The 13,251-nt window shown below is 66.9% G+C and carries 15 protein-coding genes; 10 read left to right on the forward strand and 5 right to left on the reverse strand.

The window, feature by feature from the left end; all coding sequences use genetic code 11:
• Positions 1 to 200 precede the first annotated feature (200 nt).
• The gene (locus tag JHC81_RS10835; RefSeq protein WP_292174424.1) at positions 201 to 833 is read left to right on the forward strand and encodes a TetR/AcrR family transcriptional regulator; all 633 of its coding nucleotides are present in this window, start codon (positions 201 to 203) and stop codon (positions 831 to 833) included.
• Here JHC81_RS10835 and JHC81_RS10840 read toward each other — a convergent pair.
• Positions 817 to 1,251 carry a PaaI family thioesterase gene (locus JHC81_RS10840; protein WP_292174429.1) on the reverse strand — a complete coding sequence of 145 codons (435 nt, stop codon included), beginning with the start codon at positions 1,249 to 1,251 and terminating at the stop codon, positions 817 to 819. The genes JHC81_RS10835 and JHC81_RS10840 overlap by 17 nt on opposite strands.
• A gap of 71 nt (positions 1,252 to 1,322) precedes the next feature.
• Here JHC81_RS10840 and JHC81_RS10845 point away from each other — a divergent pair, with 71 nt between their 5' ends.
• The 7 genes from JHC81_RS10845 (at position 1,323) to JHC81_RS10875 (ending at position 9,587) form a co-directional block, all read left to right on the forward strand.
• Complete coding sequence (locus tag JHC81_RS10845) at positions 1,323 to 1,643, forward strand: DUF3253 domain-containing protein (RefSeq protein WP_292174432.1); 321 nt, start codon at positions 1,323 to 1,325, stop codon at positions 1,641 to 1,643.
• A complete protein-coding gene (locus JHC81_RS10850; protein WP_292174433.1) occupies positions 1,627 to 2,238 on the forward strand; it encodes a uracil-DNA glycosylase family protein in 612 nt (203 codons plus the stop codon). The genes JHC81_RS10845 and JHC81_RS10850 overlap by 17 nt, the downstream gene beginning before the upstream one ends.
• A complete protein-coding gene (locus JHC81_RS10855) occupies positions 2,235 to 3,257 on the forward strand; it encodes an alpha/beta fold hydrolase (protein ID WP_292174436.1) in 1,023 nt (340 codons plus the stop codon). Before JHC81_RS10850 ends, JHC81_RS10855 begins: the two co-directional genes overlap by 4 nt.
• An 81-nt stretch (positions 3,258 to 3,338) precedes the next feature.
• Complete coding sequence (locus tag JHC81_RS10860; protein ID WP_292174438.1) at positions 3,339 to 4,436, forward strand: Glu/Leu/Phe/Val dehydrogenase; 1,098 nt, start codon at positions 3,339 to 3,341, stop codon at positions 4,434 to 4,436.
• Between the two features lie 86 nt (positions 4,437 to 4,522).
• Positions 4,523 to 6,568 (forward strand): cell cycle histidine kinase CckA, encoded by a 2,046-nt coding sequence (gene cckA, locus JHC81_RS10865; protein ID WP_292174439.1) that lies wholly within the window; start codon positions 4,523 to 4,525, stop codon positions 6,566 to 6,568.
• Between the two features lie 43 nt (positions 6,569 to 6,611).
• A complete protein-coding gene (locus JHC81_RS10870) occupies positions 6,612 to 7,655 on the forward strand; it encodes a serine hydrolase (RefSeq protein WP_292174440.1) in 1,044 nt (347 codons plus the stop codon).
• Between the two features lie 90 nt (positions 7,656 to 7,745).
• A complete protein-coding gene (locus JHC81_RS10875; protein ID WP_292174442.1) occupies positions 7,746 to 9,587 on the forward strand; it encodes a DUF885 family protein in 1,842 nt (613 codons plus the stop codon).
• On the opposite strand, the gene JHC81_RS10880 is transcribed toward JHC81_RS10875, so the two are convergent.
• Positions 9,584 to 10,486: a LysR substrate-binding domain-containing protein gene (locus tag JHC81_RS10880; protein WP_292174445.1), complete on the reverse strand. Its 903-nt coding sequence runs from the start codon at positions 10,484 to 10,486 to the stop codon at positions 9,584 to 9,586. The genes JHC81_RS10875 and JHC81_RS10880 overlap by 4 nt on opposite strands.
• A gap of 98 nt (positions 10,487 to 10,584) precedes the next feature.
• Here JHC81_RS10880 and JHC81_RS10885 point away from each other — a divergent pair, with 98 nt between their 5' ends.
• Positions 10,585 to 10,707, forward strand: coding sequence for a hypothetical protein (locus tag JHC81_RS10885; protein ID WP_292174447.1), 123 nt, complete (start codon positions 10,585 to 10,587; stop codon positions 10,705 to 10,707).
• 51 nt (positions 10,708 to 10,758) lie between these two features.
• Here the strand turns inward: JHC81_RS10885 and JHC81_RS10890 are convergent, their stop codons facing one another.
• From JHC81_RS10890 to JHC81_RS10900, 3 genes are all read right to left on the reverse strand, one after another.
• Positions 10,759 to 11,910 carry a DUF1176 domain-containing protein gene (locus JHC81_RS10890; protein WP_292174449.1) on the reverse strand — a complete coding sequence of 384 codons (1,152 nt, stop codon included), beginning with the start codon at positions 11,908 to 11,910 and terminating at the stop codon, positions 10,759 to 10,761.
• 85 nt (positions 11,911 to 11,995) lie between these two features.
• Positions 11,996 to 12,208, reverse strand: a complete 213-nt coding sequence (locus tag JHC81_RS10895) for a DUF2945 domain-containing protein (protein ID WP_292174456.1) — start codon at positions 12,206 to 12,208, stop codon at positions 11,996 to 11,998.
• Positions 12,209 to 12,262: 54 nt separating this feature from the next.
• Entirely contained in the window at positions 12,263 to 12,418 is a 156-nt protein-coding gene (locus JHC81_RS10900; RefSeq protein WP_292174458.1) for a hypothetical protein, read from the reverse strand.
• A 201-nt stretch (positions 12,419 to 12,619) separates the two neighbouring features.
• Here JHC81_RS10900 and JHC81_RS10905 point away from each other — a divergent pair.
• Positions 12,620 to 13,251: NADP-dependent isocitrate dehydrogenase (locus JHC81_RS10905; RefSeq protein WP_292174459.1), on the forward strand; the 632-nt coding region annotated here is incomplete at its 3' end.

Consider the following 13,251-nt stretch of genomic DNA (forward strand, 5'->3'; position numbering starts at 1 on the left):
GCTTCGCTCCGGGGGGAACAGCCATAGAGCGCGGCCGCCACAAGGGCGGACGCGGCCACGATCTTCACCGTGCGCATGAACGATAGTCTCCAGAAGTAGGGAGCGAACCCTGTCATTGTCGACCACGGCGATCGGGGAGGAAGCCGTTAGTCAACGCCCGGTGACTTAATGGTGAACCCGCTCACGCTTGTCAACAGGCGATGACAAGGCCATATAGGCCGTGGGGCCATTCAGGAGATCACATATTGTTTTGTAATGTCGCGCCGCGACCCCGAAATGCCGAGGCCACCCGTGCGGCCATCCTGCAAGCGGCGACACATCGGTTCTCGCGTGAAAGCTATGACGACGTCGGCATGCGCGACATCGCCGGGGATGTGGGCGTCGATGCGGCCCTGATCTCCCGCTATTTCGGTTCCAAGGAAGACCTGTTCATCGCCGTCCTGAACTCCTCGGGCGACAAGAGCTGGATCACCGAGATCGACCGCGCCGACTTCGGCAACCGCATGGCGCATGAGGCGATCTACAAGGAAAAAGACCAGGGCAAGCTGGAGCATATGCTGATCCTGCTGCGCTCCATCGGCTCGACCAAGGCCGCCGAACTGGTCCAGCGCAACAGCCAGCAATGTTTCTTCAGCCCGTTCGAAAGCTGGCTGGGCGGCGACGATGCGCCGATCCGCGCCCGTCTGGCGGCCGGTTTCATGATGGGAATGTCGATCGGCGGCGAACTCAGCGCCGACGACCTGACGGACGATCAGTGCGCCGAGATGCACCGGCGGATGGCCAAAATTCTTCAGGACATTATCGACGGGCCGAAGGTCAGCCTCGCGGCGTGAATTTCCGGATCACGCCGGAATAGGTCATCAGGATGCGGTCACCCGTGCTGATCTGGCCGCGCACGAAGATCAGGCTCTTGCCCGCCCGCACCACCTCGCCCATCGCCTCGACCAGCTCGCCCTCATAGGCGCCGTCGATGAAGGTCGAGTCCAGCGACACGGTTACCCCCGATGCGCCCTCCATCTCCTGATAGGCGGTCTGGAACAGGGCGATGTCGGCGAAGGTCATCAGACAGCCACCATGCATCCGGTGCCCGGCGTTCATGTGCTTGGCCTCGGCCCGGAAGGCACAGCGCATCCGACCGTCGGGGTCCGGCCTGAAATAGAATGGGCCCACCACCGTGTCGAAGGTGCCGTGCAAGTCATAGGTCTGCCAGCCCGCGAATTCGCCCTCCGCTACCGTGATCTTCGCAACCATCTGTCCCTCGTCGGCTACCGCTATCGGCCCGATGCCTTGGTGTTCGTCTCGCAATGCAGCATATAGGCACGATGAGCGACCCCATCGAAACCGCCATCTTCGAAAAACTGGCAAAGGCCGACCCCAAGGGCGTCGGCGGCAAGAGCATCGAACCGGCCGAAGTGGCCAAGGAACTGCAGCCCGAACAGTGGCAACGCATGCTGCCCAAGGTGCGCGGCGTCGCGCTGGGCCTGATGCGTCAGGGCCGGCTGACCATCACCAAGAAGGGCAAGCCCGTCGACCCGAACGCGGTCAAGGGCGTGATCCGCCTGCGCCTGCCGACCGAGGCCGAGACGGCGGCGGCCGTGGCGGCCCTGCCGGCCGTGCCCCAGGACGATGACGACTTCATCTGATCGGCCCGAGACCGCGCTCGAAGCGGTTCTCTCTGACATCCGTGCCTGCCGCGCCTGCCTGGGCCAGCTTCCGCACACGCCGCGCCCTGTCGTCCGCGTCTTTCCCGAGACCCGCCTGCTGATCTGCGGCCAGGCCCCCGGCCGCCGTGTCCACGAAAGCGGCCTGCCGTTCACCGACCCGTCCGGCGATCGCCTGCGCGACTGGCTGGGCGTGGACTACGAGACCTTCCATGCAGACCACCGTCTGGGCGTCGCGGCCCAGGCCTTCTGCTATCCGGGGACGGCGTCGAAAGGCGGAGACTATCCGCCGCCCAAACGCTGCGCCGAACTGTGGCGACCGCAACTCCTCGCCGAACTGCCTCAGGTCGAACTGACCCTTCTGGTCGGTGGCTATGCCCAAGTCTGGACGCTCGGCGAGCGGGCCAGGGCCAATATGACCGAGACCGTGCGGGCCTGGCGCGACTATGCGCCGACCATCCTGCCCATGCCCCATCCGTCGTGGCGCAACACGGCCTGGCTCAGGAGAAATCCGTGGTTCGAGGACGAGGTCGTCCCGTATCTTCGCCAGAGGGTGCGTGGCATTCTGGGGTCATGATCCGTTCGCTGGCCGTCCTGTTCTGCACCCTCGCGCTTGCCTCGGCCTTGGCCGCCTGCGCCACGCCCGCGATCCAGCCGCGGCTGACGCCGCCCGCCACCTTTGCCGGTCCCGCCGTTGAAGATCGCGCCCTGGTCATGGACGACGGCGCGCGTCTCCCGCTCGCGCGCTGGGCCCCGACCGATGGCTCCGAACCCTGGGCCGTCCTGATCGCCCTGCACGGCATGAACGACAGCCGCGCCTCCTTTCGCCTGGCCGGGCCCTGGTGGGCCGAGCGGGGGATCGAGACCTGGGCCATCGACCAGCGCGGCTTCGGCCAGGCCCCCGGCCGCGGGGTCTGGGCCGGAGAGGCGCGCATGACCGAGGATGTGCGCACCGCCGTCCTGCTGGCCAGCGCCCGGCATCCTCGCGCCACCATCGCCGTGGTCGGCGAAAGCATGGGCGGCTCGGTCGCCGTGGCCGCCTTCGGCTCGGACCGCCCGCCCCAGGCCGACCGCGTCATCCTGCTGGCCCCGGGCGTCTGGGGCTGGACGGCTCAAGGCCCGCTGAGCTCCAGTGCCCTGTGGATCGCCGCCCGGGTCGCCGGCCCGCGTGCGGTCGAGGCCCCGGAATGGGCCATCCGCGACCACCCGGCGTCGGATAACCGGCTGGAGCTGTTTCGCAACGGCCGCGACCCGAACAGCATCATCTCCACCCGCTTCGACACCCTGTATGGGCTGGTCGACCTGATGCAGAGCGCCTCAGTGAAGCTGGGCCGCATGCGGGCCCCGACCCTGCTGCTGTACGGGGCCTCTGACAACGTCATCGAGAAAGCCCCGATGCGAAGGGCGCTCGAACAGGCCGGTGACCGCCCCGGCTTCCGCACCGGCTACTATCCCGACGGCTGGCACATCCTGAACCGCGACTTGCAGGCCGAGACCATGTACCGCGACGTCGAGGCCTGGCTGCGGAGCGCCGATGCGCCCCTGCCGTCAGGAGCGGGGCCTGTGCTGCCGGCGCTGGAGGCGGGGCGGCGCTGACGCGAAACCGCCATGCTTGCCGTGTTAAGCGCCCCGGCGTAAACGCGCGCCAACAATAAAATACCCCGGGAGTATCCGCTTATGGGCAAGACCCTGTTCGATTCGCCGTCGTTTGCGAACCATGAAGGCGTTCACGCCTTTACCGACGAGAAGACCGGTCTCAAGGCCATCGTCGCCGTCCACTCGACCGCGCGGGGCCCGGCCTGCGGCGGCACGCGGATGTGGAACTATGCCTCGGCTGAGGAGGCCCTGGAGGACGTGCTGCGTCTGTCCAAGGGCATGAGCTACAAGAACGCCATCGCCGATCTGGAGATGGGCGGCGGCAAGTCGGTCATCATCGGCGACAGCCGGACCCAGAAGACGCCCGAGCTGTTCCGTGCCTTCGGCCGCGCGGTCGATACCCTGGGCGGCATCTATTATGCGGCGGAGGACGTCGGGGTGTCGGTGTCCGACATCGCCGAAGCCCGCAAGGTCACCCCCTATGTGCTGGGCCTGTCCGACGGCCCCGAAGCTTCCGGTGACCCCAGCCCGGTGACGGCCGAGGGCGTGTTCCGCTCGACCCTGGTCGTGGCGCGCCGTCTGTGGAAGCAGGACGATCTGACCGGCCTGACCGTCGCCCTGCAAGGTATCGGCCACGTCGGCGGATATCTGGCCGACAAGCTTCATGCGGCGGGTGCGAAGCTGATCATGACCGACGTCAACACCGCCCTGCTGGCCGAGGTCGCGGCCCGCACGAATGCCGAGATCGTGGCTCCTGACGCGATCTATGACGTGAAGGCCGACATCTATGCCCCCTGCGCCCTCGGTGCGACGCTGAACCCCCAGACCCTGGACCGGCTGACGGTCAAGGCGGTGGTCGGGGCCGCCAACAACCAGTTGGCCACGCCGGACATCGGCGACATCCTGTTCCAGCGCGGCGTGCTGTATGCGCCCGACTATGTCGTCAACGGCGGCGGCATCATCAATGTGGCGGCCGAGATGAACGCGCGTCTGTCGGCCGGCGCGTATGACCCGGCCTGGGTCGAGGCCAAGCTGGCCCGCCTGATCGAGACGTTCGAAGAGATACTGGAGCGGTCCGCCGCCGAGGGCCGCTCGACCCATCTGATCGCCGACGCCATCGCCGAGGCCCGCATTCAGGCCGCGGCGGATGCCAAGGCCGAACTGCAACGGGCGGCCTGAGGCGAAGCCGGATTCGCAACCGGTGCCCTGACGGCTCACTATCGCCTGCGGCCCTGTGATTCGGGCCGAAGACTGCCAGAGCCGACATGACCCGGACCGAACCCAAACCCAGGCTGGACATCCTTCTGCCGCTGATGGTGGTCGGCTTTGTGCTGGCCACGGCGGCCCTGGCCTATCCGGCCTTGAGGGCGGACCCTGCCAGCGCGCCCGGCCTGATCCTGATCACGGCGGTGGGCACGGTGACCCTTCTGGGGATGCTGGCCTTCGCGCGGGCCGACCGAAAGCCTGCAGCCGACGAAACCCTGCGCCAGATGCTGGACGCGCTGAGCGAGCCCGCCGTCGTCGTCTGGGCGACCGGTCAGGTGCTGGCCTTCAACCAGGCCTGGTCCGAGGCCAACGGCACGATGTCGGCCCTGCCCAAGGGCAAGTCCGCGTCAGCCCTCTATATCGCCTTCGCCCAGGCCCGCGCCGGGCATCAGGGCCGGGCCATCGTCGTCATCGGCGAGCGCGAGCAGGAGGTCCTGATCGCCCAGGTGGGGGAGGGACGGTTCCTAGTCCGGTCCGCGCCCGACACAGCCATCCCTGCACCTGCGCCTGTGCAGGGCGCCGTTGCCCCCAACGCCTCCAATCCGGCAGAGAGCCGCGCCATGGCGGCAGGGGCCCCCTTCGGCTCGGCCGTCATCGCTGCCGACGACCTGTTCTCGGGCAAGGTGGAACAGGCCAATGCGGCACTCGCCCTGCTGACCGGCCCGGCCAGCGCCGCGGACGCCGCCTTCGGTCATCTGTTCGAACCGACGGGTGTCGCCGAGGCGCGCACCCGCCTGGAAGAGGGATCGTCCGGCCCGATCGAATTGGTGGCCCGCGCCTTTCCCGATCGCATGCTGCACCTCTATGTCGCGCCAGAGGGGGAGGGGCGCCGGGTTTGGCTATTTGACGTCTCGGCCCAGAAGTCGATGGAGCTGCAGCTGTCCCAGGCCCAGAAGATGCAGGCCGTGGGGCAACTTGCGGGCGGCGTGGCGCACGATTTCAACAACCTGCTGACCGCCATCCAGCTTCAGCTATCTGAACTTCTGGAGCGGCACCCGGTCGGCGACCCCTCCTATGACGGCCTGAACCAGATCCGCCAGACGGGCATCCGGGCGGCCGATCTGGTGCGCAAGCTGCTGGCCTTTTCGCGCAAGTCGACGGTGCGGCGCGAGCGGCTGGATCTGGGCGAATTGGTCGGGGAATTCGCTGTCCTTCTGCGCCGGTTGTTACGCGAGGATGTCAGGCTGGAAACCGACTATGGCCGCGATTTGCCGGTTGTGTTGGCAGACAAGAGCCAGCTGGAGACGGCGGTGATGAACCTGGCCGTCAACGCCCGCGACGCCATGCGCGGCGTGGTCGAGCCGGGGGCGGGGGTGGTCACCATCAAGACCCGCCGCCTGACCGCCGACGCGGCCCGCACCCTTGGCTGGGCCGCACCGACCACCGAGGCCGTGGCCCTGATCGAGGTGTCGGACACCGGCCCCGGCGTGCCGCCCGAACTGCTGGACAAGATCTTCGAGCCCTTCTTCACGACCAAGGCCGTCAATGAAGGCACCGGCATGGGTCTGGCTACGGTCTACGGCATCGTCGAACAGGCTGGCGGCCATATCGCCGTGTCCAATCTGGACGGAGCGGGAGCCGCCTTTCGCATCTTCCTGCCCGAAGCCGCGGAGGCCGAGCTGGCGCTGATCGCGCCGGTCGAGGTCAAGGCCAAGTCCCCGCGCGATGTCTCCGGCACAGGGCGCATCCTGTTCGTCGAGGACGAGGCGGCCGTGCGTCTGATCGCGGCCAAACTGCTACGCCAGCGCGGCTATGACGTCATCGAAGCCTCGGACGGCGAAGAAGCCCTTCTGCTGGCCGAGGAGCATGCGGGCACCATCGACATGATGATCTCCGACGTCATCATGCCGGGCCTGGACGGACCCTCCCTGCTCAAGAAGGCCCGGCCCTATCTGGGCGATGCACCGGTCATGTTCATCTCCGGCTATGCCGAGAGCGACTTCTCGGATCTGCTGCAGGACGAAACCGGCGTCTCCTTCCTGCCCAAGCCGCTGGACATCAAGACCCTGGCCGAACGGGTCAAGCAGGAGCTGCGGGGGGACTAGCGACGGAGCTTGGCCGTTGGCGCGTTGGACGGAGGTCGCTGTGATGAAGGATCACCCCATGCGCCTGGATCGCCGGACTTTTCTGACCGGAAGCCTGGCCGCGGCTGGATTGTTTACTGTCCCTTCTTCGGCCTCTGGCCGTGCGGCCTACCCGGTGGCCGACTATACTGCGGCCGCCCGCTACTCCGCAGAGCGCAGCGGTGTTTCGCTGCTGGTCATGCAGGCCGGTCGGACCCTGTTCGAGGAGTATCCGCGCAGCGGTCCGAAGCGTTTCTACGAACTGGCGAGCGGCACCAAGAGCTTCAGCGGCGTGATGGTGGCCGCCCTGGTTCAGGACGGCCTTCTGACGCTTGACGAGGCCTGCGCCGATACCCTCACCGAATGGCGAAGCGATCCCCTGAAACGTACGGCCACCATCCGCAGTCTGCTGTCGCTCGAGTCCGGCGCGGGCGAGGGGCGGCTGGGTCGACCCGACACCTATGCCGACGCGGTCGCAGATCCCTTCGCCGGCGCAGCCGGAACCTTTCGCTATGGACCCGCGCCGTTTCAGATCTTTGGTGAGATTGTGCGCCGGAAACTGGTGGCTGCCGGTCAGGGCGAAGATGTCCTGGCCTGGATGCAGTCGCGCATCCTGGAGCCTGCAGGCGTGGACGTTGGCAATTGGCGACGACGTGACGGCCAGCCGACCTTGCCGTCGGGCGCTCAACTGACGGCGAGAGACTGGGCGCGGTTCGGGCGGTTCGTTCTGGATGGAGGGGTCGTCGATGGGCAGGCGACGCTGGACGCCGCAGCGCTTGCCGCCAACTTCCAGCCTTCGGGAGCCAATCCGGGCTATGGGATGAGCTGGTGGCTGCTGCGTCCGGGCCTGATCCCGCCGGCTCCCACCTCGCTGATTGACGCCGCACCGGACAAACTGGCGCGTCTGCCCGACGTTCGAATGGCGGCGGGTGCAGGGAACCAGCGGCTGTACCTGGTGCCCGAGCGCGACCTGCTGATCGTGCGCCAGGCCGACGGCATCCTGCGCCAAGCCAGAGGGCAGGGGTTGCCTTGGTCTGACCCGGACTTTCTGAGTCTGCTGCTGGTCTAACGGCGAGCACGAACGCCGTCTTGCCAGCAATTCCTTGCCAGACGGCGCTGAACGTCGTTCCTTCCGCCTTGGAAATTTCGGGAGATCGACATGCTGCACCGCCGCCACCTTCTTGCCTTCGCCGCCGCTGGGGCCGCGCTGGCCGCATCGGGGGTGGCCACGGCCGCACCGCTTGCGCAGGCCGCGTCCGACCCGGCCGAGGCGGCCAAGCTGAACGCCCTGCTGGACCGCATCTTCGCCGAAAGCCTGGCGACCTCGCCGCTGCTGGCCACCTATCTGGGGATCGACAAGGGCGAGAACGCTGCGGCCAAGCGTCAGCTCGACAGCCTCAGCCCCGAGGCGCTGGCACGCAACGAAGCCATGACGCGCAAGGCTCAGGCCGATCTGGAGGCCATCGACGCCTCGAAGCTGACCGGCATGGACGCCGTCAATCTGGCGACCCTGCTCTATGCCGGCGGCACCCAGCTCATCGGCTACGACCGCTATGATTTCGGCAATCGGGCCGGGGCCAATCCCTATTGGCTGCATCAGCTGGGCGGGGCCTACCGTGACATCCCCGACTTCCTCGACACCATGCACACCATCGAGACGGTCGAGGATGCCGAGGCCTATCTGTCGCGCCTCGAAGGCATGGCCGCCCTGATGGATCAGGAGACGGCGCTGGTCACGGCCGACGTTGCGAAGGGCGTTGTGCCGCCGGACTTCGTGCTGGATCGTACGGTGGCGCAACTGCGGTCGTTCAAGGAACCGGCCGCGGCCGAGAACGGCCTGGTCGGCTCGCTGGTGCGGCGCACGGGCGAGAAGGGGCTGGCCGGCGACTGGGCGGCCCGCGCCACGGCCATCGTCGCCGACCGCATCTATCCGGCGACCGATCGCCAGATCGCCCTGCTGGAGGCCCAGCGTCCGACGGCCACGCATGACGCAGGGGTTTGGCGGCTGCCCAATGCCGACGGCTACTACGCCTTCGGTATCCGCAACTATACGACGACGTCGTTGAGCGGCGACGAAGTCCATGAACTGGGTCTGGCCCAGGTGGCGGAGATCACTGCGCGCGCGGATGCCATCCTGAAGGCCGAGGGCCGCAGCGAGGGCACGGTCGGTGCGCGGCTGTCCGCGCTCGGCAAGGAGCCGCAGTTCGTCTATCCCAACACCGATGCGGGCAAGGCCGAGCTTCTGGAAGCCCTGAACGCCCAGACCGAGGCCATGCAGGCCCGTCTGCCCGAGATGTTCAACAACCTTCCCAAGTCCACGGTCGATATCCGCCGTGTCCCGCCTGCCATCGAGGCCGGTGCCCCAGGCGGCTACTATCAGGGGCCGTCGCTGGATGGGACGCGGCCCGGAGCCTATTACATCAACCTGCGCGACACAGCGGAATGGCCCAAATGGACCCTGCCGACCCTGACCTATCACGAGGCCGTGCCGGGTCACCATTTCCAGATCGCTATCCAGACCGAGGCGCAAGGGATCCCGATGATCCGCCGCATCCTGGGCTTCTCGGCCTATTCCGAGGGCTGGGGTCTGTATGCGGAGCAACTGGCCGACGAGATGGGGGTCTATGAAGGCGATCCCTGGGGTCAGTTGGGCTATCTGCAGTCCTTGCTGTTCCGAGCCGTGCGCCTGGTCGTCGATTCCGGCCTGCACCACAAACGCTGGAGCCGTGAACAGGCCATTCGCTACATGGTCGACACCTTGGGCGATCAGGAATCCAGCGTGACCACCGAGGTCGAGCGTTACTGCGTCTGGCCGGGTCAGGCCTCCAGCTACAAGATCGGTCACACCGAATGGCTGCGCCTGCGCGATCAGGCCCGCGCGGCCCTGGGCGACCGGTTCGACATCAAGGGCTTTCACGACACGGCGCTAGCGTCCGGCGGGATGCCGCTGGAAGTGCTGGCCGATGTCGTCGAGCAGTGGACGGCGACTCAGCGGGCCTAGTCGCCATATAAAGCCGCCTCGGCCTGTGCTTCCGCAACCAGCCAGTCGCGGAAGCGCACGATCTTGCGCGACCGCCTGCGATCCGTCGGCCAGCACAGCCAATAGCCGGCGGTCAGGGGCACAGTCTGTTCGAAGGGCCTGATCAGCAGGCCCGCCGCGATCTCGCGCCGAAACAGGATGGGCGAGGCCAGGGCCACGCCTTGCCCGCCCATGGCCGCCGCCACCTCCAGCGCCTGATGATCGGCGGTCAGGGTCAGGGCCGCGCGCGTCGGCGCCTCGACCCCTGCGGCGACGAACCAGGCCGCCCATTCGCTCTCCAGCCCGATACGCGGTGCCGCCAGCAGGTCGGACGGCGTCCTCAGGTCCAGGCGCTCCGCTATCGCCGGGCTGCACACCGGCGTGAAGGTCGCGGGCAGCAGCCGCACGCTCTCCAGCCCCGGCCAGTCGCCAGAGCCCGTGCGCAGGGCGACATCAAACCCTTCGCGCGTCAGGTCCGCCAGATGCGGGGCCGTGTCCAGCCGCACCGCCAGCCCCGGATTGGCCAACTGGAACGCCCCCAGGAGCGGGGCCAGCCACTGGGTCGCCAAGGTCGCCAGGGTGGTGATCGACAGAATGCCCTCATCCGCCTCCGTCAGATCGGTCACCGCCCGGCGCAACAGGATCATCGCTTCGGTGGCGGCACGCGACAGCCGCTCCCCACCCTCCGTGGGGGCCACCTCTCGGGGCAGGCGGCGAAACAGGCTCTGACCCAGCTTGGTCTCCAGCGCCTTGATCTGCCAGCTGACCGCCGCCTGGGTCATGCCCAATTCTTCGGCCGCGCGGGTGAAGCTGCGCAGACGGGCCGCCGCCTCGAATACGCGGATGGAAGCGAGAGGAAACCCAGCGAGCGGATCGGCCATAAGGGCACCTTATGTTGACCTGCCGACTTCTGATTTGCCCGTCACGCTTGTCAAGCGCATCTTGTGGTCATCGAAGCAACGCCAGCAAGGAGGCTGACATGGAAGAAATGCATCGCACTCATAAGGAAGCCAACTGGGGATGGATGAACTCTATCCTGCGCTGGCTGCATCAGAATGCCGAGGACCGCATCCGCATGGAGCGTCGTCTCGTAGATCGATAGGTCGCGCATGCGGCCCGGGCGGGGTTCGTGCCCCCTCTCCGACCTCGCCCGTTATCCTTCGCGCGACCGCCAGGTCGTCGGCCACAGGTCGGGCCACAGACCAGCGCATTTCTGCATCACGCGCTCTTCGGTCAGGGTGAATTCACGCCCCGTCCAGGTCCAGACATAGGCCGCGCCACAATCGCCAAGGCCCCGGCCCTTGCTGAATGAGAAAACGGTGCGCGTCTGGGGGTCATAGCCCGCATTGATCAGGATGTAGTCATCGTCCTGACCAGCGTCTTCACCCTCCTGATCGGTCGAGCGGAACAGCACCGGGCGCGGGTTCTGACCCTCGTTGCCCGTCAGGAAGAACCGGTGCCCTTCGTTATAGGCCCCACGAAAGCACAGGACCGACCACAGCAGGGTGTCGCCATCCAGCCGCGCGACGTTGTCGTTCTTCTGGACTCCCGCTCCGTTGCCCCAGTCCATGTCGGCCCGGCAGGCCTTGACCTGGGCCAGGGCCTCCAGGCCGGCGGGCAGGATCGGGTCGTCTGACAGTCCCGCCTGGGAAACCGCAGTGGCGGCCCTGACGACCGGCAGCGCCGGAGCGGTCGGGACGCTGTCGGCCCGACGATCGCCCCGGCGAGCCAGGGCCGTGGTCGTGCCCAGACGGCCCTGCCGCTCATCGATCCAGAGAAAGGCCGCGGCCGCCCCCTGCAAGGAAATGGAGGGCGCGCTGTCGGGGTCGGCGCTCTGCACCGCCAGTGTCCGGCCCTGTCCCAGTCGGGCGATGAAGTCGGGCAGGTCGTCGAACCGGTCGATCATGGCCCCGTCGCCGCCTTCGGATCTCTGCGTGGCCGCAGCCCCGATGGCCTGACCGTCGATCGAGAGGCGCAACGGACCCGGCGTATCGCTCCAGTCGCCGACCCTGACCTCGACCTGGCCGGCGGGGCCAGCGGGGTAGTTCAACAGAACCCAGCCGCTGCCGAAATCCTCTGCGGTCGCATAGGCCCAGCAGTCGTTGGCATTGTTGCAGACGGCCGTCCAGTTGCCGAAGGTACGGGTCACGCTGGGGACGGGCGCAGTGGCTGCTGCGGCTGTCGCGGTATCGGCACCGGATTCTGCTTTGGCTGACGGTGTGTTCGCCTCGAAATGGCCCGCATCTCCGCAAGCGACCAGGCCGAGCAGAGCAAGGCTGAAGATGCAGGCGTGGCGGGGCGTCATGGCAGGGTTTCCAGGCGGGAGGATCGATCCTGCCAGCCTTCATCAGCCGCCGATCGGAAGCAAGCTGCCAGTTTCTGACGATGCGTCAGGCCTTGCGCAGTTCCGCAGGCTTGTGGGCTGCCTTGGCTCCGGTCTTGTCGCTCTTGACGATGTATTCGGGATTGTCCTTCGACGCGGCGACCTTGTGACCCTTGATCTTTGTGGGGCTTGTGACCTTCTTGACCACCTTGCCCTTGGTCGCGCCCTGGCTGTGGTCCCATTTGACGGCGTCGCCGGCCTTGAAGGTTTTCTCGGTCATGATCGGAGTCCTGCGTATTTGCCTGACGGATCAACGCCGATGGAGATCAAGCGTTCAGCGGATGACCGCGGCCATCCTCCGCTCAGCAGCCTCAGACTCCTCGGCCAGCCGACGCTCGGCCTCGGCCAGCATGGGCCGCATCAGACTGGCGTCCAGCAGGACTGGCATTTCCAGGAAAACCGCCACCCATCGATCGACCAGCCGCTTCATCTCTTCGTCCATCGGAGGACCACCAGGCACGTTCATGGCAGCAGAACGGTGCCAGGCTGTCGGCGTTCACCTTGGCCGTGGACGGCTTTTTCGAGGCAGGGTTAACGCTGGCCTCGCATGATGAACCCGCGGGGTTTGCGCCCGGCCCCCCGACCGCTATACCGCCCGCCTAACTCCCCATCAGTCAGAGGCAAGCAGCGCATGGCCAAGATCAAGGTCGCCAATCCCATCGTCGACATCGACGGCGACGAAATGACCCGCATCATCTGGCAGATGATCAAGGACAAGCTGGTCTTCCCGTTCCTGGATCTCGAGCTGGACTATTACGACCTCGGCATGGAAAACCGCGACGCCACCGACGACCAGGTGACGATCGACGCGGCCAAGGCCATCCAGAAGCACGGCGTCGGCGTGAAGTGCGCCACCATCACGCCGGACGAGGCCCGCGTTCAGGAGTTCGGCCTGAAGAAGATGTGGAAGTCGCCCAACGGCACCATCCGCAACATCCTGGGCGGCGTCGTCTTCCGCGAGCCGATCATCTGCTCGAACGTGCCGCGCCTGGTGCCCGGCTGGACCCAGCCCATCGTCGTCGGCCGTCACGCGTTCGGCGATCAGTACAAGGCAACCGACTTCCTGGTGCCCGGTCCCGGCAAGCTGACCATGAAGTGGGTCGGCGCCAATGGCGAAGAGCAGAACTACGAGGTCTTCGACTTCCCCTCGGCCGGCGTGGCCATGGGTATGTACAATCTGGATGACTCGATCACCGAGTTCGCCCGCGCCAGCTTCTCGTTCGGCCTGCAGCGCAACTATCCGGTCTATCTGTCGACCAAGAA

This window comes from Brevundimonas sp., from assembly GCF_016463295.1.
GTDB lineage: Bacteria > Pseudomonadota > Alphaproteobacteria > Caulobacterales > Caulobacteraceae > Brevundimonas.